At 71.0% G+C, this 20,064-nt stretch carries 20 protein-coding genes and 1 tRNA gene; 4 read left to right on the top strand and 17 right to left on the bottom strand.

What is annotated here, in order from left to right:
- Window positions 1-290: 290 nt before the first annotated feature.
- Window positions 291-1,589 (top strand): MFS transporter, encoded by a 1,299-nt coding sequence (locus PGN23_RS13670; protein ID WP_335303495.1) that lies wholly within the window; start codon window positions 291-293, stop codon window positions 1,587-1,589.
- A gap of 135 nt (window positions 1,590-1,724) precedes the next feature.
- On the opposite strand, the gene rsmD is transcribed toward PGN23_RS13670, so the two are convergent.
- Together rsmD and PGN23_RS13660 are read right to left on the bottom strand one after the other, a co-directional pair.
- Entirely contained in the window at window positions 1,725-2,267 is a 543-nt protein-coding gene (rsmD, locus tag PGN23_RS13665) for a 16S rRNA (guanine(966)-N(2))-methyltransferase RsmD (RefSeq protein ID WP_335303494.1), read from the bottom strand.
- Window positions 2,264-3,472, bottom strand: coding sequence for a pseudouridine synthase (locus tag PGN23_RS13660; protein ID WP_335303492.1), 1,209 nt, complete (start codon window positions 3,470-3,472; stop codon window positions 2,264-2,266). Before PGN23_RS13660 ends, rsmD begins: the two co-directional genes overlap by 4 nt.
- 100 nt (window positions 3,473-3,572) lie before the next feature.
- Here PGN23_RS13660 and PGN23_RS13655 point away from each other — a divergent pair, with 100 nt between their 5' ends.
- Window positions 3,573-4,001 carry a response regulator gene (locus PGN23_RS13655; RefSeq protein WP_335303491.1) on the top strand — a complete coding sequence of 143 codons (429 nt, stop codon included), beginning with the start codon at window positions 3,573-3,575 and terminating at the stop codon, window positions 3,999-4,001.
- Between the two features lie 63 nt (window positions 4,002-4,064).
- Window positions 4,065-5,402 (top strand): AmpG family muropeptide MFS transporter, encoded by a 1,338-nt coding sequence (locus tag PGN23_RS13650; protein WP_443019786.1) that lies wholly within the window; start codon window positions 4,065-4,067, stop codon window positions 5,400-5,402.
- Here PGN23_RS13650 and PGN23_RS13645 read toward each other — a convergent pair.
- From PGN23_RS13645 to PGN23_RS13595, 11 genes are all read right to left on the bottom strand, one after another.
- Entirely contained in the window at window positions 5,392-5,853 is a 462-nt protein-coding gene (locus tag PGN23_RS13645; RefSeq protein ID WP_335303489.1) for a DUF6628 family protein, read from the bottom strand. The genes PGN23_RS13650 and PGN23_RS13645 overlap by 11 nt on opposite strands.
- Window positions 5,854-5,924: 71 nt before the next feature.
- Complete coding sequence (locus PGN23_RS13640) at window positions 5,925-7,238, bottom strand: bifunctional folylpolyglutamate synthase/dihydrofolate synthase (protein WP_335303487.1); 1,314 nt, start codon at window positions 7,236-7,238, stop codon at window positions 5,925-5,927.
- Window positions 7,239-7,396: 158 nt separating this feature from the next.
- Window positions 7,397-8,263: an acetyl-CoA carboxylase, carboxyltransferase subunit beta gene (gene accD / locus PGN23_RS13635; RefSeq protein ID WP_335303485.1), complete on the bottom strand. Its 867-nt coding sequence runs from the start codon at window positions 8,261-8,263 to the stop codon at window positions 7,397-7,399.
- Window positions 8,260-9,075, bottom strand: a complete 816-nt coding sequence (trpA, locus tag PGN23_RS13630) for a tryptophan synthase subunit alpha (protein WP_335303484.1) — start codon at window positions 9,073-9,075, stop codon at window positions 8,260-8,262. The genes accD and trpA overlap by 4 nt, the downstream gene beginning before the upstream one ends.
- A gap of 124 nt (window positions 9,076-9,199) precedes the next feature.
- Window positions 9,200-10,429: a tryptophan synthase subunit beta gene (gene trpB / locus PGN23_RS13625; protein WP_335303483.1), complete on the bottom strand. Its 1,230-nt coding sequence runs from the start codon at window positions 10,427-10,429 to the stop codon at window positions 9,200-9,202.
- Window positions 10,426-11,058 carry a phosphoribosylanthranilate isomerase gene (locus tag PGN23_RS13620; protein ID WP_335303481.1) on the bottom strand — a complete coding sequence of 211 codons (633 nt, stop codon included), beginning with the start codon at window positions 11,056-11,058 and terminating at the stop codon, window positions 10,426-10,428. The genes trpB and PGN23_RS13620 overlap by 4 nt, the downstream gene beginning before the upstream one ends.
- A 178-nt stretch (window positions 11,059-11,236) precedes the next feature.
- The gene (pyrF, locus tag PGN23_RS13615) at window positions 11,237-11,911 is read right to left on the bottom strand and encodes an orotidine-5'-phosphate decarboxylase (RefSeq protein ID WP_335303479.1); all 675 of its coding nucleotides are present in this window, start codon (window positions 11,909-11,911) and stop codon (window positions 11,237-11,239) included.
- Window positions 11,912-12,253, bottom strand: coding sequence for a hypothetical protein (locus tag PGN23_RS13610; protein ID WP_335303478.1), 342 nt, complete (start codon window positions 12,251-12,253; stop codon window positions 11,912-11,914). It lies immediately after the preceding gene.
- A gap of 64 nt (window positions 12,254-12,317) precedes the next feature.
- A complete protein-coding gene (locus PGN23_RS13605) occupies window positions 12,318-14,627 on the bottom strand; it encodes a patatin-like protein (RefSeq protein WP_335303477.1) in 2,310 nt (769 codons plus the stop codon).
- Window positions 14,624-15,322, bottom strand: coding sequence for an endonuclease/exonuclease/phosphatase family protein (locus PGN23_RS13600; protein WP_335303476.1), 699 nt, complete (start codon window positions 15,320-15,322; stop codon window positions 14,624-14,626). The genes PGN23_RS13605 and PGN23_RS13600 overlap by 4 nt, the downstream gene beginning before the upstream one ends.
- 57 nt (window positions 15,323-15,379) lie before the next feature.
- Window positions 15,380-15,574, bottom strand: a complete 195-nt coding sequence (locus PGN23_RS13595) for a hypothetical protein (protein WP_335303475.1) — start codon at window positions 15,572-15,574, stop codon at window positions 15,380-15,382.
- A gap of 203 nt (window positions 15,575-15,777) precedes the next feature.
- Here PGN23_RS13595 and PGN23_RS13590 point away from each other — a divergent pair, with 203 nt between their 5' ends.
- The gene (locus PGN23_RS13590; protein ID WP_335303474.1) at window positions 15,778-16,395 is read left to right on the top strand and encodes a YbhB/YbcL family Raf kinase inhibitor-like protein; all 618 of its coding nucleotides are present in this window, start codon (window positions 15,778-15,780) and stop codon (window positions 16,393-16,395) included.
- Window positions 16,396-16,404: 9 nt separating this feature from the next.
- Here the strand turns inward: PGN23_RS13590 and PGN23_RS13585 are convergent.
- From PGN23_RS13585 to PGN23_RS13570, 4 genes are all read right to left on the bottom strand, one after another.
- Window positions 16,405-16,480: transfer RNA gene (locus tag PGN23_RS13585), tRNA-Thr, on the bottom strand.
- 22 nt (window positions 16,481-16,502) lie between these two features.
- Window positions 16,503-17,354 (bottom strand): hypothetical protein, encoded by an 852-nt coding sequence (locus PGN23_RS13580; protein WP_335303472.1) that lies wholly within the window; start codon window positions 17,352-17,354, stop codon window positions 16,503-16,505.
- 5 nt (window positions 17,355-17,359) lie between these two features.
- Window positions 17,360-18,748, bottom strand: a complete 1,389-nt coding sequence (locus PGN23_RS13575) for a serine hydrolase domain-containing protein (protein WP_335303471.1) — start codon at window positions 18,746-18,748, stop codon at window positions 17,360-17,362.
- Window positions 18,732-20,051 carry a replication-associated recombination protein A gene (locus tag PGN23_RS13570; protein WP_335303470.1) on the bottom strand — a complete coding sequence of 440 codons (1,320 nt, stop codon included), beginning with the start codon at window positions 20,049-20,051 and terminating at the stop codon, window positions 18,732-18,734. Before PGN23_RS13570 ends, PGN23_RS13575 begins: the two co-directional genes overlap by 17 nt.
- Window positions 20,052-20,064 lie beyond the last annotated feature (13 nt).

The following is a 20,064-nucleotide window of genomic DNA, read 5'->3' as shown; positions in this document are numbered from 1 at the left end:
GGTCTCGCCTTTCGCCATCCCGGGGAAGCGGCGCCGCCGGAGGGCGAATCCTGCCCCGGCGCCCGGCAAAAAAAGGGGCGGCTCGTCAGACGAACCGCCCCGTAGTTCAGGGAAGGATCGGGCGGGGGGCGCCCGATCGTCACGGTGCCCGACAGGGGGGAGGGCACCGCGAGAAGGGCTCTACCCGGCCTTCGTTGCTGGAATATGTCGGGCGCAGACATTTTCGTAACCCGGGCCGCATCGCGATCGTGGCTTGACCGGATCGCCGTTGCGCGCCGATGACCCCGCCTATGTCGACGACTGCCGCGCTGCCCGCCTCCCATCGCCGTATCCTGCTCGCCAGCCTGGTGGGGACGTCGGTCGAGTTCTACGATTTCTACATCTACGCCACCGCGGCATCGCTGGTGTTCGGGCCGCTGTTCTTTCCGGCGGATACGCCGTCGACGCAGTTGCTGGCGTCCTACGCCAGCCTGGCGGTGGCCTTCCTCGCGCGGCCGGTGGGGGCGTGGGCGTTCGGCCATTACGGCGACCGCATCGGGCGGAAGTCGACGCTGGTCGCCAGCCTGATGCTGATGGGCGGATCGACGCTCGCCATCGCGTTCCTGCCGACCTTCGCCACGGCGGGCTATCTGGCGCCGCTGCTTTTGTGCCTGTTGCGCTTCGGTCAGGGGTTCGGGCTGGGCGGCGAATGGGGCGGCGCGGCGCTGCTGGCGGTGGAGAATGCGCCGCCGGGCTATCGCGGACGCTATGGGATGGTGCCGCAGTTGGGCGCTCCGGTGGGGTTCATCGCGGCGAACGGCCTGTTCCTGATCCTGGGCAGCGCGATGTCGCCGGGCGATTTCATGGCCTGGGGCTGGCGCATCCCGTTCCTGCTGTCGGTGGTGCTCGTCGGGCTGGGGTTGTGGGTGCGGCTGAAGATCGCGGAGACGCCCGCCTTCGCGCAGGTGCTGGAGGAGGGGCCGCCGCCGGCGGTGCCGATGGGCGAGCTGCTGCGCCACCACTGGCGCGCCGCGATCGGTGGGACGCTGGGCGCGGTGGCGTGCTTCGCGGTCTATTATCTCGCGACCGCGTTCGCGCTGGGATATGCGGTCACCAACCTGGGGATCGGGCGGCAGACGATGCTGGCGCTGCAACTGGGGGCGATCCTGTTCATGGCGGTCGGCATCGCGCTGTCGGGCGTGTGGGCGGACCGGACGAGCGCGGCGCATGTGCTGAAATGGGGCTGCGCCGGTGCCGTGGTCGCGGGGTTCGCGCTGGCGCCGGGGCTGGGATCGGGATCGATTCCGGTGATCTTCGCCGCGCTGGCGTTCGCGCTGTTCGTGATGGGGTTCGTCTACGGTCCGCTGGGCGCGTGGCTGCCGGGGCTGTTCCCGGCGCGGGTGCGCTACACCGGCGTCAGTCTGGCGTTCAACATGGCGGGGATCATCGGCGGCGGGCTGACCCCGGTCGCGGCGCAGGCGCTGGCGGAGCGTGGCGGATTGACGCTGGTGGGGGGCTATCTGGCGGTGATGTCGCTCACCAGCCTGGGGGCGCTGCTGCTGATGAAGACGCGGCCGGTCGCCGACGCGGTGCCGGTGGAGGGGTCGTAGATTTCACGCGAAGACGCGAAGACGCGAAGAGGTTTCGCGCGACGTTGCGGTCGGAAGACGATGGCCGACCGTTGATGTCTTCCGATCGCCATCCTCGGGGGGTGGCGCCTTCGCGCCTTCGCGGCTTCGCGTGAATCATTCTTCCTTCCGCAGCAGCGTGATCCGCGCTCGCCCATAGACCCGGTCGGCGTCGACGACGAAGCCGTCGACCGCGACATCCTCGTTCCACGCCGTCTCGATCGACACCCAGGTGGCGGGTCCGATCCAGCCGAGCCGCGCGAGCTTGTCCGCCGCCACCGCGCCCGCGCCGGTGCCATAGGGCGGGTCCATCATGACGAGGTCGAGCGGTGCGCGCGCCGGCCCGAGCGACAGTGCGGAAATGGCGCGCACGTCGCAGCCACCCGCGCCCAGCCTGGCGACATTGGCGCGCAGCACGTCGAGCGCTGCCTTGTCCTGCTCCACGAACAGGCAGGTCGCGGCGCCGCGCGACAGCGCCTCCAGCCCCAGCGCGCCGGAGCCCGCGAAGAGATCCGCCACCGCCAGTTCGTCGAAGGTGCCCAGCCGGCTGGTCAGCATCGAGAACAGCGCCTCGCGCGTGCGGTCGGCGGTGGGGCGGGTGGTGTCGCCCTTCGGCGCGGCGAGCGGTCGACCGCGCCACTGGCCGGCGATGATCCTCACTTGCGCTTCCCTCCGCGCGGGGCAGGGCCGGTGCGCGGCTTGGGCTTGGCCCAGCCGGCCTTGCGCTTGATCGGCTCCCGCCGGGTGGGCGCTTCCGGTTCGGTCGCCGGGGTGAGCGTCTTGCGCGGCGGTTGCGGCGCGGCGGACCGGCGCGCATCGTTTCGCGCGTTGCCGTCGCGCGCCGGGGCGGCGGTGCCTGCCGGCCCGCGCATCGGTCGCACGTCGGCACGGGCCGATGGCGCGCCGCTGCGGGCGGGCCGTTCGGGAGCGCGAACGGGCCGTGCCGGGTCACGCGCGGGCCGCGGCGTGTCGCGCGTCTGCCGTGCCGGATCACGCGGCGGCATGGCGCGCGCGGGTGTCGCCGCACCGCGCGACGATCCGGCGGGGCGCGTTGCCGAGGGCATCGTGCTGCGCTGACGCCGCGTCGTGGCGGCGACGTCGACGTCGGGGGTGCGCTCCCGGACAGCGGGCGCGGTCTTCAGCGTCTGGCGGAACGCCGCGACATCACCGTCGCGGACCTCGCCGATCCCGCCCACCGGCAGGTCGCCGAGCACGAACGGGCCGTAGCGCGTGCGGATCAGCCGGCTGACGCGCAGGCCGAGATATTCCAGCACGCGCCGCACTTCGCGGTTCTTGCCCTCGCGCAGCGTCATCTCGATCCAGACGTTGGTGCCGGTGCGCCGCTCCAGATTGGCGTCGATCTGGCCGTAGCGAACGCCCTCCACCTCCACGCCGTGGATCAATTCCTCCAGATGTGCCTGCGTCACATGGCCATAGGCGCGTGCGCGATAGGTGCGCTCGACCCCGGTCGAGGGCAGCTCCAGCTGACGCTTGAACGCACCGTCGGTGGTCAGCAGCAGCAACCCCTCCGTATTCAGGTCGAGCCGGCCGACCGGGACCAGCCGCGGCAGGTCCTTGGGCAGGCGGTCGTAGATCGTCGGGCGCCCGGAAAAGTCGCGCTCCGCGGTCAGGACGCCGGCGGGCTTGTGGAACAGGAACAGCCGCGTCGGCTCCGCGGCGGCGACCGGATCGCCGTCGACGGTGACGCCGTCGAGCGAGGGGAGGACCGTCGCGGGGGTGTCGAGGACCACGCCGTCCTTCGCGACGCGCCCGTCGACGATCATCCGCTCGACCTCGCGACGCGAGGCGACGCCGGCGCGGGCGAGAAGTTTGGCGATCCGGTGCTGGGGGGGAGTTTCGGCCATCCGCGCCACTTAGCCGACTCGCTTCGCACGCGTGAGGAATTATTTGCGACCGAACGGCCGTGTTCGCGTTATGACCGCGTAACGGGACAGACAGGCGGGCATGATGTTCGGGCGCAGGGAACGGACGATCGAGCGACTGCTGGTGGTGGAGGACGAGCCGCTGGTCGCGTTCGATACCGAGCACCTGCTGACCGAGCAGGGGTATCAGGTGATCGCGACGGTCGACCGCGTGGCGGATGCGGTCGCGGTGCTGGCGGACGGCGCGGTGCTGGACCTGATCCTGGTCGACGTGAACCTGGCCGACGGCAGCGGCGTCGAGGTGGCGCGCGCAGCGCACGAGCGGGGCACGCCGGTGATGTTCGTCACCAGCGCCTGCCCGGCGGACGCGCAGGCGCTGGCGATCGGTTGCCTCGCCAAGCCCTATGCGCAGCGCGACCTGCTCAACGCGATCGTCGCGGTGGAGCAGGCGATCGCGGGCAAGCCGCCGCGCCGGATGCCGAGCGGGTTCAGGCTGTTCGCGGGCACCTGATCGCGGCGTTGCTCCCCCTTCGCGGCGCTTCTACAGTCGCCGGCTTATGGCGGGAGCAGGTAGTTGATCGACGGCGATGTGCGGGGCCGCACCTGGGTGGACGGCATCAGGCCCTATGTCGAGCGCGCGCCGCTGGCCGCGCTGGCGCTGGGGATATCGTCGGGCTTTCCCTATTCGATGATCGCCGCCACGCTGACCTCGCGGCTGGCGCAGAGCGGGATCGACAAGAAGACGGTGACCGCGTTCAGCCTCGCGTTCCTGGTCTATAACATCAAGTTCCTCTGGGCGTGGATGGTCGACGGGGTGCGGCTGCCGCTGCTGTCGCGGCTGGGACAGCGCGTGTCGTGGATGCTGCTGGCGGGCGTGCTGGTGATCGCGGCGGTGGCCAATCTGGCGCTGGTCGATCCGGTGGCCAGCATCGGCGCGACCGCGACCGCCGCGATCCTGGTCGGTGCGGCGGGGGCGACGTTCGACATCGTGATCGACGCCTATCGCATCGAGATACTGGAGCCGCGCCAGCTGGGCGTGGGCACGGGGATGAACCAGTATGGCTGGCGGATCGGCTCCGCGGGCGCGGGGGCGCTGGCGCTGGTGATCGCGGCGCGCCACGGGTGGGAGGCGGCGTATCTCGCCTGCGCGCTGCTGGCGCTTCCGGCGATGCTGGTGGCGCTGTGGCTGGGCGAGCCGGCGCGCTATCGTCCGCCGACCGAGCGGCGCGGGGTGGCGCAGGCGGCGGCGGCGATCTGGCGCCCGTTCCTCGAATTCTTCGCGCGGCCCGGCGCGGTCGTGATCCTGCTGTTCATCCTGATCCACAAGATCGGCGACACGCTGGGGCAGCTGGTGCTGCGGCTGCTGCTCGACGACCTGCGCTATACCAATGACGAGATCGCGCTGTGGGATGTCGGCATCGGCTTCTGGGCGTATCTGGTCGGCATCTTCATCGGCGGCGCGATGTACGCGCGGATGGGGCTTAAGCGATCGGTGCTGGCCAGCCTGATCCTGATGGCGGTGTCGAACCTGAGCTTCGCGCTGCTCGCCGCGGCGGGACACAGCAACGTCGGGCTGGGGGGCGCCATGCTGTTCGAGAACATCGCGTCGGGCATCGGCGGGGTGACGATCGTCGCCTATCTGTCCGCGCTGTGCGACCTGCGCTTCACCGCGGCGCAATATGCGCTGATCTCCGCCGCCACCAGCATCGTCGGACGCGTGCTGACCGGCACGACCGCGGGCGCGATGGTGGAGGCGATGGGGTTCGTGAATTATTACCTGATGACCGGCGCGATCGCGATGCCGGGTGTGCTGCTGTTCTGGTGGATGGGACGGTCGGGCCTCGTCGATCGATCGGTCGGCAGCGCGGGCGTCGAGGGGGAGGGGGACGCCCGCGACGCTTCTACACCGTGATCGGGCGCCCCTCGTCGGCGAAGGCGACGGCGACCGCCGCGGCGCTGGCCAGCACGCCGTCGATGCGCCGCTGGCCGAGCAGGTCCTGCATCAGCAGCCGGGCGTGATCGCTGCGTGTTTCGACCCGCGACAGGATCGTCACCAGCGCGCGCTCCGACGGCGTCATCCGCGCGCAGCAGCACGGCGCGATCGCGATCGGTTGCGCCGCATTCGCCGCCATGTCGGCCATGAGCGAGCGCAACAACGTCAGCGGGCGGCGAAACGCCTCTCCGAAGGCGGTGAACAGCGCGTGCGCGGCGCGCGCATCGGCGAGGCCGTTCGCCCCCATCCGCCGCATCGCGAAGAGCGCGATGCGCGCGTTGGCGCACTCCGGCACCTCGTAGGGCAAGGCGGTCAAGGTCGCGGAGGCGGGGCCGGTGGGGGCGGGGGCCGGCGCGGGAATGTGGTTCATGGACAAGCGACTCCTCGTGGAGCCGCCAAGATCACCGACGCGCTATTGCAAGTCAATCGCAGATTAGCGGGTCAGTCGGGCAGCTCGTCGTTCGCCGCCAGCACGCGTCCGGCAAGGTAGAGCGAACCCAGGACGAGCACCGGATGCGAAGGCCCCCGCGACAGCGCGTCGATCGCCGCGGCGGCATCGGCGGCGGTGGTCGTGGCGGCGATGCCCAGCGCGGCGGCGAGCGCGGCGAGATCGTCGGGCGCGTGATGGTCGTGGCCGGGGACGGGGATGGCGGTCAACGTCGCGATGCGCGGGGCAAAGGGGGCGAGGAGGCCGGCGGGATCCTTGTTGGCGAGCATCCCCAGGATGACGTCGAGGGGCGTGTCGTCGGGCAGCAGCCGACCCAGCGACCGCGCGATCGCCTCGCCCGCGGACGGGTTGTGCCCGCCGTCGAGCCAGACCGGCCGCGCGCCCAGGGGAGCGGTCAGCGGTCCGGGACGCAATCGCTGGAGTCGCGCCGGCCAGCGCGCCGTCGTGGCGGCGGCGAGGGCGCTGTCGGGGACGCGCACCGCCCGCTGGTGGCGCAGCATCGCGACGGCGAGCCCCAGATTTTCCGCCTGATGCGCGCCGGGCAGCGCGGGCAGCGGCAGGTCGAGCGCGCCGGCGGCGTCATGGTAGCGCACGCGGCCGTCACCTTCGGCGACGTGCCACGCGGTGCCCTCGGCGAGGATGCGCGCGCCTGCGCGAGTGGCGGCGTCGCTGACGCGCGCGGCGATGTCGGGGGCGTAGCGCATCGTCAGCAACGGGACGCCGGGCTTGGCGATCCCGGCCTTCTCGACCGCGATCTGCGCCAGCGTGTTGCCCAAAAAGGCCTGATGATCGATCCCCAGCGCGGCGATGCCGCACGCCGCAGGGCTCGCGATCACGTTGGTCGCGTCCAGCCGCCCGCCGAGCCCGACCTCGATCACGCAGGCGTCGGCCGGGGTTCGTGCGAAGGCGAGGAAGGCGGCGGCGGTCGTCACCTCGAAGAAGCTGGCGCCGATGTCGCCGCCGGCATCGAGCACCTCCGCCAAAAGCGTCGCCAGCGCGGCATCCTCGATCAGGCGACCGGCGAGACGGATCCGCTCGTTGAAGCGGACGAGATGCGGGCTGGTATAGGCGTGGACGCGAAGCCCCGCCGCCTCCAGCGCGGCGCGCAGACAGGCGCAGGTCGAGCCCTTGCCGTTGGTGCCGGCTACGTGGAACACCGGCGGGAGCGCGAGGTGCGGGTCGCCGAGGCGGGCGAGCAGGCGCGTGATGCGGGCGAGCCCGAGCACATCCGCGCCCGGTGAGAGCGACCACAGCCGATCGAGCTGCGCCTGCACCGCGACGTCGGAGGAGGTGGCGTGGTCGGGCATGGTGGGCCTTCAGAATGACAGACCGTCCCGTCATGCCGGACCTGTTCCGGCATCCAGGGCGCCGGGCCCCACGCTTGACGGTGCGCGGAACCCTGGACCCCGGAACAGGTCCGGGGTGACGTAATGCGGTGGCAGCGTTCCGCGTTTCCCTCGAACCCTTACGCCGCGCGCCGTTCGCCTGCGGTCAGGTAGCCGATCACGGTCGCCAGCCGGTCGCGCAGTTCGCGGCGGTCGACGACCATGTCGATCATGCCGTGCTCCAGGTAATATTCGCTGGTCTGGAAATCCTCCGGCAGTTTCTCGCGGATCGTGTTCTCGATCACGCGGCGGCCGGTGAACGCCAGCGTCGCCTTGGGTTCGGCGATCTGGACGTCGCCCAGCATCGCATAGGCCGCCATGACCCCGCCCGAGGTGGGATCGGTCAGCACGACGATATACGGCAGCCCGGCGTCGTGCAGCATCTGGATCGCGACCGTGCTGCGCGGCATCTGCATCAGGCTCAGGATGCCCTCCTGCATCCGCGCGCCCCCCGATGCGGTGAAGACGACATAGGGCGCGCGGTCCTTGATTGCGGCCTCGACACCCTGGATGAACGCCTCGCCCACGGCCTGGCCCATCGATCCGCCCATGAAGGCGAAGTCCTGCACGCCGATCACCACGCGCCTGCCGTGGATCTGGCCGCGCGCGTTGACGAAGGCGTCCTGCTCGCCGGTGCCGGTCCGCGCCGCCTTCAGCCGGTCGGCATAACGCTTCGAATCGCGGAACTTCAGCGGGTCTTCGGCGGCCCTGGGGGCGGCGAGGACCGCGGCGGTGCCGGCGTCGAACAGATGCGCGAACCGCTCCGTCGGCCCGATGCGCTCATGATGCTCGCACGTCGGGCAGACGTAGAGATTCTCCTCCAGCTCGCGCGTGAAGACCATCGTTCCGCAGCCCTTGCACTTGTGCCAGAGGTTGTCGGGGGTCTGCTGCTTCGCGCCGGGGACGATCCCCGACAGCGCGTTGCGGACGTTGCTGAGCCAGCTCATTGCCGGACCTCCATGGCGGACACCTTGCGTGCATCGGCCAGCGCGGCCGAGAGGGACTGGATATAGGCGGTGACGGGGGCCGCGGCGGCGGTGCCGTGCTCGGCCACGATCTCGACGATCGCGGAGCCGACGACGACGCCGTCCGCGACGGCGCCGATCGCGCGGGCCTGATCGGGGGTGCGCACGCCGAAGCCGACCGCGACCGGCAGGTCGGTCGCCGCCTTCAGCCGGGCGACCGCTTCCTCGATCGAGGCCTGTACCGCCTGCTGCTTGCCGGTGATCCCGGCGACGGAGACGTAATAGAGGAAGCCGTCTGCGCCCGCGAGGACGTCGCCCAGCCGGGCCGCGTCGGTGGTCGGGGTGGCGAGGCGGATCGACGCGATGCCGGCGGTGCGCAGCGCCGGGCCGAGCGCATCGTCCTCCTCGGGCGGCACGTCGACGCAGATCACGCCGTCGACGCCCGCACCCTGCGCCGCGGTAGCGAACCACTCCGCCCCGCGCCGCAGCATCGGGTTGGCATAGCCCATCAGCACCAGCGGAACGTGCGGGTGACGCGCGCGAAAGCCCCTGGCGATACTCAGGATATCGGCGGTGGTCGTGCCGATGGCCAGCGAGCGGATGTTCGCCGCCTGGATCGCGGGGCCGTCCGCCATCGGGTCGGTGAAGGGCATGCCGAGTTCGATCACGTCCGCGCCGCCCGCGACCAGCGCGTCGAGGATGGCGGGCGTCGCGGCGGGCGAGGGGTCGCCCGCGGTGACGAAGCAGACGAGCGCAGGGCGGTCCCTGCGGAAGGCGTCGGAGAGGCGGGTCATGATGGTATCTCCGTCATGCCGGACGTGTTCCGGCATCCACGGTGCCGCGCACCCGAGAGCGGTGATTCATGTGAATCCGTGGACCCCGGAACAAGTCCGGGGTGACGATTTGGAGTAGACCGGATCATATCGCAACGCCGAGCGCATCGGCGACGGTGAAGATGTCCTTGTCGCCGCGCCCGCACAGGTTCGCCAGGACGATCGCGTCGCGCGGCATGTCCTTGGCCACCTTCGCCACGGCGGCGATCGCGTGTGCGGGCTCCAGCGCGGGGATGATCCCCTCGGTCCGGCACAGCAGCTGGAAGGCGTCGAGCGCCTCGGTATCCGTCACCGACGTATAGTCGACGCGGCCGATATCCTTCAGCCAGGAATGTTCCGGGCCGATGCCGGGATAGTCGAGCCCGGCGGAGATGGAGTGCGCCTCCGCGATCTGCCCGTCCTCGTCCTGGAGCAGATAGGTCTTGTTGCCATGGAGGACGCCGGGAAAGCCGCCCGCCAGGCTGGCGGCGTGCCTGCCCTCCAGACCCTCGCCCGCGGCCTCGACGCCCAGCATCCTGACGTCGGCATCGTCCAGAAACGGATGGAACAGCCCGATCGCGTTCGACCCTCCGCCGATCGCGGCGACCAGCAGGTCGGGCAGACGCCCGGTGCGCTCCATCAGCTGCGCCCGCGCCTCGCGCCCGATCACGCTCTGGAAATCGCGTACCAGCTCGGGATAGGGGTGCGGGCCGGCGGCGGTGCCGATGATGTAGAAGGTGTCGTGGACGTTGGCGACCCAGTCGCGCAGCGCCTCGTTCATCGCATCCTTCAGCGTCCGCGCACCGCTTTCCACCGCGCGCACCTCCGCGCCGAGCAGCTTCATGCGGAAGACGTTGGGCTGCTGCCGCTCGACGTCCTTCGCGCCCATGTAGATCACGCAGGGCAGCCCGAAGCGCGCGCAGACGGTCGCGGTCGCGACGCCGTGCTGGCCCGCGCCCGTCTCCGCGATGATCCGCGTCTTGCCCATGCGGATCGCGAGCAGGATCTGGCCGATGCAATTGTTGATCTTGTGCGCGCCGGTGTGGTTCAGCTCGTCGCGCTTGAACCACACCTGCGCACCCTTGCCGTCGGGCGCGCTGTCGCGCAGCGCCTCGGTCAGCCGCTCGGCGTAATAGAGCGGGCTGGGGCGGCCGACATAATGTTCGAGCAGGTCGTCGAACTGCGCCGCGAAGGCCGGGTCCCCCCTGGCGGCGCGATACTCGCGCTCCAGGTCGAGGATCAGCGGCATCAGCGTCTCGGCGACGTAACGACCGCCGAACTGGCCGAAATGGCCGCGCTCGTCGGGCTGGGCGCGGAAGGAATTGGGAGCGTTCATGATGCGGCGACCCGTTGCAGGAAGGTGGCGATCCTGTCCACATCCTTGATGCCCGGCGCGCTTTCCACGCCGGAGGATACGTCGACGATGGGAGCGCCGGTGCGGCGGATCGCCTCGGCGACGTTGCCGTCGTCCAGCCCGCCCGACAGCGCCCAGGGCAGAGGATGGCGAAAGCCGTCGAGCAACGACCAGTCGAAGCGCACGCCCATGCCGCCGGGCAGCTTCGCATCGTCGGGCGTCTTGGCATCGTACAGGATCAGGTCCGCGGCTCCGGCGACGCGGCGCGTCTCGTCGAGATCGGCGCGGGTCTTGATCGCGACCGCCGCCCAGACGGCGCGCCCGAACCGCGCGCGGATCGCGGCGATGCGGTCCGGTGCGGTCTTGTGCAGCTGGATCGCGTCCAGCGTGCCCGCGGTGGCATCGAGCAGCGAGTCGTCGGGATCGACGTAGACGCCGACGCGGCGGACGTGCCCCGGCATCCGCTGCGCCAGCGCGCGGGCCTGTTCGGGGGAGACGTAGCGGGGGGAGGGGGCGAAGAAGTTGAAGCCGACATGGCTTGCCCGGCCCGCGATCGCGGCGTCGAGCGTGGGGGCGGTGGACAGGCCGCAGATCTTGGCGGTGGCGGGCATGGGGAGGGATATAGGGGTGTTGCCCCTTCCACGTCACCCCGGACACGGCCCCGGGGTACCGCTTTCTGTCCGTGGGCCGGCTCAAGGCGGAACGTTTGCAAAAGGCTACGGCGTGGACCCGGCGTCGTTGCACGAGTTTTGCAAACGCCCCGCTCAAGGCCGGGGTGACGGACGCGGATCAGAGAGTAGCGCCGATCGCGCGGGCGGCGGCGTCGGGGTCCTCCGCCTGGGTGATGGGTCGGCCGATCACCAGGATCGACGCGCCGTCGTCCAGCGCCTGACGCGGGGTCACCACACGCTTCTGGTCGCCGGCATGACCGTCCGCCGGGCGGACGCCGGGGACCACGAAATAGCCGTCGCGCCAGGCACGGCGCGCCTCCTTCACCTCGGCACCGGAGCAGACGATGCCGTCGAGTCCCGCCGCGCGCGCCAGATCGGCCAGGCGCAGCACGTGATCGTGCGCGCTGCCGCCGACGCCGGTGGCGCGCAGGTCGTCCTCGTCCAGGCTGGTAAGCATCGTCACCGCCACCACCTTCGTCTCCGGGTGGGCTGCGGCCTTGGCATCCTCCAGCATCGCGCGACCGCCCGCGGCATGAACCGTCAGCACCGCGGGCTTGAGCGGAGCGAGCGATTGCACCGCCTTCGCCACGGTATTGGGAATGTCGTGCAGCTTGAGGTCGAGGAAGACCGGGAGCCCGATCTCTTCCATCGTGCGGACGCCGGCGGGACCGTTGGCGCAGAAGAACTCCAGCCCCAGCTTCAGCCCGCCGATATGATGACGCACCCGCGTCGCCAGCGCATGCGCGCGCGCCAGATCGGGGGTGTCGAGCGCGACGAAGATACGATTGGGCATTTACGCGACCTCTGACGCGGAGACGGGCGCCACCGGAGCAGGCGGGGGAGCGGCTGGCGGAGGCGGGGCAGGCGGGGGAGGGGCGGCGGCCAGCGCCCGCTCCGTCTCCAGCGCGCGCTCGGTCGCGAGCAGGCGCTGGCGCAGGCGGAAGCGGACCCAGCGCTGATAGACGAACGTCGGGACCGCGCCGAGCAGGAAGGTGGCCAGCAGCAGCAGCGGCAGGTTCACCTCCGCCACCAGCCCGCCGAACAGCTGTATCGACACCGTCGTCCAATTGCCGAAGGTGAACACCGCGGCGACGAATGCCAGCAGGCACCAGAACAGGATTTTCAGAAACTGCATCGCCGCGCAGGCTAGGCGGGTGCTGCGGATATTTCCAGTCCGCGCGGCCAACGCGCTGTTCCGGTTAGCCGATCTCCTTGCGCAGCGACGCGATCAGCGTGGCCGCGGTGGGGAGCTTCCCCTCCTCCTCGTCCAGGATCGCGAGGAAGGCGGCGCGCTTGATCGCGGCGATGCGCCCCGCGCGCAGGCGTGCGTCGCGCGGCAGGGCGGAGACGGTGATGTCGATCATCCGCTCGGCCCCGTGCAGCCGTCCCCAGAGATAGTCGTTTTCGCGATAGGTACGGCTGAAGAACGCGCCGAAGCTGTTGAATTGTATCCCCTTCAACGTCGCTTCCGCGCCGCCCTCGCGGATCGAGCGGGCATCGTCGGGGGATACGCGATCGACCTTGATGGGATCGTATTCGTCGACCCCCTCGCCCTGGAGCAGCGGCATCGTGGCGATGTCGAAATAGGGAAAGCCGAGGTAGTTGAGCAGCATCGGGCGCCGAATCTCGCGGGGGAGTTCGGCGAGCGCGGCGGCCATCCGTTCGTCGGTCGCCGCATCGAGCGCGGGCAGGTCGAGCGCGCGACCGAGCGAATCGAGCAGCGGGCCGGCATCGTCGCGCAGCGCCCGCACCTCGCGGTGGAGCGCGGCATGGCGGGCGGGCTGGCGCACTTCCAGATAGGCGTCGAGCGAATCGTAGATCGCGTCACGCAAGGGTGCGAGCGTCGCCTCGTCCGCATCGCCCTCCACCTCGCCCAGCCGCCGCGCCATCATGCGCAGGCGGCGGACCCGGAAGGGAAGGTCGAAGGTGCGCAGGAACGCGATCATGTCCGCGCTCGCGCCGCCCGAGAATACCGCCTCCGGCCCCAGCCCGCGTGCCGCGAGCGCCTCGTCGATGCGCAGCCGGATGCGGTTGCCGCGCTGGCCGCCGGGCTCGCCACCGATCGCGTGGAGCAAGGTGGTGACGAACTCCGCCACGCCCGCGGCCTTCAGCTGGCCGTATCCGGCATAGCTGTAGCCCGCGCGATCCGCCGCCGCCTCCTGCGCGCGGCGGCGCCAGGCGACCAGGCGTGCGGGGGTGGGGCGGTCGAGGAACAGCGTGCGGCCGAACAGCCCCTCGATCTCGGTTTCGACGTGCGCACGCACGCCCTCCACGATCGCGCGCATCCGCTCGATCCGGCGCGAGCGGCCGGCCAGCGCCTCCAGATTGTCGCGGATCGGCTGCTGTCGCGGCAATTCGCTGATCGCGCCCAGGATCGTCTGGAAGAAGCCGGGGACGCCGTCGACATGCCCGCCCAGACCGAATTTGTGCCCCGGCGAGGGGTCGACATAGACGAAGCGGCGGTCGATCCGGCGACGCGCGGGGCGTCCGGCGAGCGCGTCGATGGCCGGGCGGAACGGCGCATTGGCGAGGACGGAGCCGTCGATCAGCACCGCCTTGTCCGCCGCGCGCGCCGCGAAATGGCGGGGCAGGACGCGCGACAGGAACGCGCGCCGTCCCGGCCAGCCGCGCTTCCGCTCTCGCAGCACGGCGTCGAGCTCGCCCACGGTGAAGGGCGGGAAGGCACCGGGGAAGCTCGACGTCGCGCGCGCGGCGAAGGTCAGCTCGGCAGGCGCGGCGAGCGTGTCGACCGCGTGGCCGTGATCGGTAAAGGGGACGACCAGCCGATGCTCGGTCTCCATCACCTCCGGCGGCGAATGAAGCTGGAGCCGCTCGGGATGGCCGCCGAAGTCGGTGACGGTGACGAACAGGTCAAGTGGCTGCCCGTCGGGCAGGAGACGCGGCCCGCGTGGCGCGGCAGCCATGGCGTCGAACGCGTCGAGCAGCATCGCGGTGAACCCCGTGCCGCTGAACGGCGGCTCGAACCAGCGCGAGCGGACGAAGTGCGACAGCTTCGCCTTCACCTCGTCGCGGGTGCCCTCGTCCAGCGTGTCGAGCTGCCCCGCGCTGCGTCCCGCGGCCATCCAGGCGAGCGGCAGCGCCCATACTTTCGAAAAGCGGGTCGCGGGGGCGGCGTCGCGGTCGATCAGCCGCTCGACGTCGGCCCCCTCCAGCCACAGGTCGGTCAGCGAGTCGAGCGAATGGCCGCTGGCGATCGCCTGCGCCAGGAAGACGCCGTTGATCCCGCCCGCGCTCGCGCCCGCGACGATATCGGGCAGGATGCGCAGCCGCAGATTGCTCTGCTCCACGATCTCGGCCAGCAACGCGCGATAGACCTGCGCGCTGGCGCCGACGCACGGCTCGCCATCGTGGAGCGCGCGGCTGGCGCGCGCCAGGTGCCACACCTCCTTGGTGATACCGTGCATATAAACCGCCAGGCTGATCCCGCCGTAGCAGACCAGCGCCAGCCGCAACTCGCGCTCGCGCGGCGTGGCGGCGGGATCGCTCATGCCCGCGCGATCTCGGCCCAGATCGGGAGGTGGTCCGATGCGACGCGCGACGCCGGGCTGCTGTGGACGCCGCTGTCCACGACATCCAGATCGGGCGACACCATGATCCGGTCGAGCCGCGCGACGGGGCGGCGCGCGTGGAAGCTGGGGCCGGTCGGCGCCAGTCGGAAGCCGCCCGCGAAATCGCGCAGGCAGCCGGACTGGCGGCTCCATTCGTTGAGGTCGCCCATCATGACGATCGGGCGCCCTTCGGCCCCCTCCATGGCCTGTGTCATGACCGCCGCCGCCTGCCGCCGCCGCCACAGCCCCGACAGGTCGAGATGCATGCCGACCACGCGGACGACGTCGCCGCCGATCGCCACGTCCGCCATTACCGCCCCGCGGGGCTCCAGCGCGGGCAGGTGCAGCGGCGCACACGCGATCAGTTCGGCCGATTTGCGGATCAGGATCGCATTGCCGTGCCATCCCATGCTGGCGGCGCGCACCGCCACGGTGACCGCGCGCCAGTCGCTATGCTCCTCCAGCAAATGGGGCGTCAGCACCGCCGCGCGCGTGCCGAAGCGGCGGTCCGCCTCCTGCAGGGCGACGATGTCGGCGTCGATCTCTCGCAGTACCTGGAGCACGCGCTCCGGGTTGCGGCGGCGATCGGTGCCGATCGCCTTGCGCATGTTGTAGCTGGCGACCTTCAGTCTCATGGAGGGAGCGTAACGACCGTCCCCGGCCGCTGGTTGCACCCTCCGGACCGGGTCGCGTCAGACGCGGTTGGTCGACGCGTCGAACATCGCCGCGGCGGCGCCGCTGACCGGGCGGATGTGGAACCACTCGGGGTGGTCGATCGCCACCAGATAGGCCAGGATCACCAGCCCGAACGTCAGCATCATCAGCGATGCGCGCAGCGACTGCGGGATGCCGCCGGCCTTGCCGTCATTCTGGTCGGTAGGCTGCATCTGTCGTCTCCTTGTTGCCGCGACGATGTCGCGAACCCGAGCCAATCAGGTAGGCGATCGATCCTACCCTTCCATCAACGCAATGTGACATGTTTTTGCTGCGACGCAGCGGCGCGACGGGCCGTGGGCGCCGGGCGGTGTCCGGGGGCGGCGCAACCACCGCGGCCGGCGCGGCGTTGCCCGGAAAACGAAAGGATCGGCGGATGCTGGAACATGTTCCCCATTGGCTGGGCGGGCTGCTGCGCAACGTGCGTGCGGGCCACTCGCGCCTCGTCGCGGCGCAGGACGGCGTGGTGACGGGCGACGCGCGGCTGGACCTTTCCAGCATGGCGTTCGGCGACGGCGACCGGCTGCCGATCCGGTTCACCGCCGATGGCGAGGGGGTGTCGCCGCCGCTGCACTGGCGCGGCGTGCCGGCCGGCACGGCGGGGCTGGCGCTGATCGTCGAGGATCCCGACGCACCTGCGCCCAATCCGCTGGTCCATGCGATCCTGTGGGGCATCCCGGCGGACGAGACGATGCTGGCCGAAGGCGCGCTGACGCCGGACGGCAGCGGCGAGGCCGACGGGCGCGACGTGGGCCTGAACAGCTATCGTCGCGAAGGATGGCTGCCGCCCGATCCCCCGACCGGGCACGGCACGCACGATTACGTCTTCCAGCTGTTCGCGCTCGGCGAGCTGCCCGACCTGGCGCCCGACCCCGGGCGCCGCGACGTGGTGGCGGCGATCCGCGGCCGCGTACTGGCGGCGGGGCTGCTGACCGGCACCTATTCGCGCGGCGAGGAAGCGGATGTCCCGGTCGGAGCGGTCCAGCCCGCGTGAGGGGACATATGGTGCCGGTTGCAGGGATCGAACCCGCGACCTTCGGTTTACAAAACCGCTGCTCTACCAGCTGAGCTAAACCGGCGCCGTCCGTGCGTCTCCATGCGTCAGGCGACGCCGAAGGTCCAGCCCTCGGTCGCGGCGATCTGGGGCGTCAGGCCCGCGGGGTGCCAGAGCGCCGTCTCCGTCGCGTGCGCGCGCAGCCAGGCGGCGGTCAGGATCGCATCGGTGGCGTGGTCGTCGTAGCGCGCCAGCGGGTCGTGCGGCGCACTGCCGATGTGCGCGAGGGCGGCGTCGAGCGCGGCGGCGTCGCGGATCTTGCTGCGGCCCTTGCGCAGCCCCGCCGCGCGCGCGGCGATCGCGGTGTAGATCTCGACCACCAACGCCCCGCGCGACGGGGCGGCGTCGAACGGCCATATCGGCACATGGCCGTCCAGCCGGCGAAGAAGGCGCATTCCGGCGAAGCTCGCCTTCGCCACCTGCGCCGCGCCGATCGCGTCATAGACGGTGGACGGCTTGGTCGAGCCGTCGCCGGCGACCTCGCACGCGCGCCAGTGGAGGAAGTCGCGCTTCGCTCCGTCCGCCGCGCCCATATAGAAATGCCGCCCGCGCCGCGCCTCCAGGAACGAGGCCGCGCCCAGATCGGGGTCGTCGCTCGTCGCATCGACAAGGCGCCAGAGCGCGCGGGCGTCGGGCGTGGGAACGTCGCCCGGCAAATGCGCGCCGCGCGCCACGAACGGGGCGGAGAAGCTGAAGTCGAAGCCGACCAGCATCGATTCGTCGCATCGCTCCAGCAGCCAGCCCAGCACCGCCGTGCGCGACCAGATGCCGCCCGGCGGCGCCACCAAAGCGGGCGCCGCGGCCGTGCCGCCGTGGCACAGCGCGACCGCGATGCCCCTGTGGCGCGCGCCCTTCGCCCCCGACCAGTCGATCGCGACGAAGGTGTCGAACGCGCGCATCGGCCTCAGCGCGCGGCCATCACGTCCGCGGTGAACTTCGCCACGTCGAAGCGGGTGTCGGTCGGATCCTCGCCGCGGCGGACGACCACGAGGCGGTGCGACGGCACGACCATGACATATTGCCCGCGATTGCCCTGCGCCGAATAGCTGCCGGCGGGGAGGCCCTGCTTCTCGCCGAACAGCCAGATGGTCGCACCATAGCCTTCGCTGCGATCGGGTTGCGGCCCGGCGGGAGTGGTCATGTAGCGCATCCAGCCGGCGGGCAGCAGGCGGCGGCCCTGCCACACGCCGTCCTGCAACCAGAACTGCCCCAGCCGGGCGAGGTCGCGCGCGGTGGTATAGACGTCGCTGGAGAGGATGTAATTGCCCTGCCAGTCGGTGCCCGCGACGGTGTGACGCATCCCCAGCGCATCGAACAGCCGGGCGGGCAGCGCGCGATACTTCGCCTCTCCCAGCGACGCGCGCAGCGAGCGTATGGCGAGCATGATGTCGTTGTTGGCATAGCGGAACCGCTCGCCCGGACGCGACGACAGCGGCCAGGATACCGCCTGTTCGGTGACGGTGGTGCCGCCGAAATAGATCGCGTCGGTGCGGTTGCCCGCGGTGTCGCTGTGCAGCCCCGACGACATGCGCATCAGTTGATCGAGCGTGATGCGCGCGCGCGGGTCGGGGCCGTACGGGCTCTTCCACTCCGGAATGGTGGCGGGGCGGCGCGGGTCCACGCCCGACAGGCCGACCAGCGTTCCGGCGATGCTCTTCGCCACCGACCATGTCCGGTTGCTGGTAAAGGGGCCGAAGCCCGGGCGGTAGCGCTCCGCGACGATCCGGCCTTCGTGGAGGATCACGACGCCGACCGTCTCGCTGCCGCGGCCGTAATTGCCGTCGAACGCGCGCTCGACGACACGCGCCAGCGCCTCCGACGGGCGCGGCGCGATGTCGGCGTCGCCCATCGGCCAGGGGCGGGGGTCGGCGCCCGCGGGCGCGGGCGGCGTCGGATAGCTGACGTTGGTCGCGGAGGTGTCGCCGATCGGGTGGAGCGTGCACCCCCGCCCGGGACGCCATGTCGCGCGGCGCGGCGGCAGCTGCGTGTCGAAGGCGACGGTGACGCTGGCGGTGCGCCGGTCGAACCGCACCGGCAGCGTCGGCACGATGCGGTCGTATTCGGGATAGATGCCCTTCAGTTCCAGCGCGTCGATCTCTCGCTCGGTACGGCCGGCGTTGAACGTGCCCGAGCACATGAACGCCGCCTTGTATCCCGCAGCGATCGCGCGGGCATAGCTGCCGCGATCCTCCTGCCGCACCGATTGCGGCGACTGGCCCTGCGCCGCGGGGGCAGCGGCCAAGGCGATGAAAAGGAAGGAAACGGGACGGAGGCGGCTAGTCGCGGTCGGCATGGCGGCGTTCATCCCACCATGCGAGCCGTTCGGCAACGCGCTTTTCGAAGCCGCGTGCCGTCGGCTCGTAGAAGCGCTGCGGCGGCAGCTCGTCGGGCCAGTAGTTCGCGCCGGAAAAGCCATCTTCCGCGTCGTGATCGTAGGCGTAATCCTTGCCGTAACCGATCTGCTTCATCAGCTTCGTGGGCGCGTTCAGGATGTTCGCGGGTGGCATCAGCGAGCCCGTTTCCTTCGCGGAGCGCCACGCCGCCTTCTGCGCCTTGTACGCCGCGTTCGATTTGGGCGCGGTGGCGAGATAGAGGCACGCCTGGACGATCGCCAGCTCGCCCTCCGGGCTGCCGAGGAAGTCGTAGGCGTCCTTCGCCGCGAGGCACTGCACCAGCGCCTGCGGATCGGCCATGCCGATATCCTCGACCGCCGCGCGGACCAGCCGGCGCAGGAGGAAGAGCGGCTCCTCCCCGGCGGTGAGCATCCGCGCGAGATAATAGAGCGCGGCCTGCGGGTCCGAACCGCGGATCGATTTGTGGAGCGCGCTGATGAGGTTGTAATGCCCCTCGCGGTCCTTGTCGTAGACCGCGACGCGGCGCTGGAGGAACGACGACAGGCCGGCGGGATCGAGCGGCGCGTCGAGCGAGACCGAGAACAGCGTCTCCGCCTGGTTGAGGAGGAAGCGTCCGTCGCCGTCTGCGCTCGCGATCAGCGCGTCGCGCGCGGCCTCGTCGAGCGGGAGCGGGCGCGCCATCTCCTCCTCGGCGCGCGCCAGCAGCTGGCGCAGCGCGGTATCGCCCAGGCGGCGCAGGATCAGCACCTGCGCGCGGCTGAGCAGGGCGGCGTTGAGTTCGAACGACGGATTCTCGGTCGTCGCGCCCACCAGCGTGACGGTGCCGTCCTCGACATAGGGGAGGAAGCCGTCCTGCTGCGCGCGGTTGAAGCGGTGGATCTCGTCCACGAAAAGCAGCGTGCGCTGCCCCAGCCGGGCATGGTCGCGCGCGGCGGCGAAGACCTTCTTGAGGTCCGCCACGCCCGAGAATACCGCGGAGATCGGCGCGAACCGCAGCCCCACGGCATCCGCCAGCAGCCGCGCGATCGTGGTCTTGCCCGTGCCGGGCGGTCCCCACAGGATCATCGACGACAGCCGCCCCGCCGCGACCATCCGCCCGATCGCGCCGTCCGCGCCGGTCAGATGCTCCTGCCCGACGACCGAATCCAGCGTCGTCGGGCGCAGCCGGTCGGCGAGCGGTGCGTCGGCCGACAGTTCGGGGGCGGGGGTGGCGGGTTCGAACCCGGCGAACAGATCGGCCATGAGCGCGAACATA

Origin of the sequence: Sphingomonas adhaesiva (genome assembly GCF_036946125.1) — a bacterium.
GTDB classification, from domain to species: Bacteria; Pseudomonadota; Alphaproteobacteria; order Sphingomonadales; family Sphingomonadaceae; genus Sphingomonas; species Sphingomonas adhaesiva_A.
The sequence above is the reverse complement of the archived record's forward strand: the minus strand, read 5'-3'. Positions and strand labels throughout refer to the sequence as shown.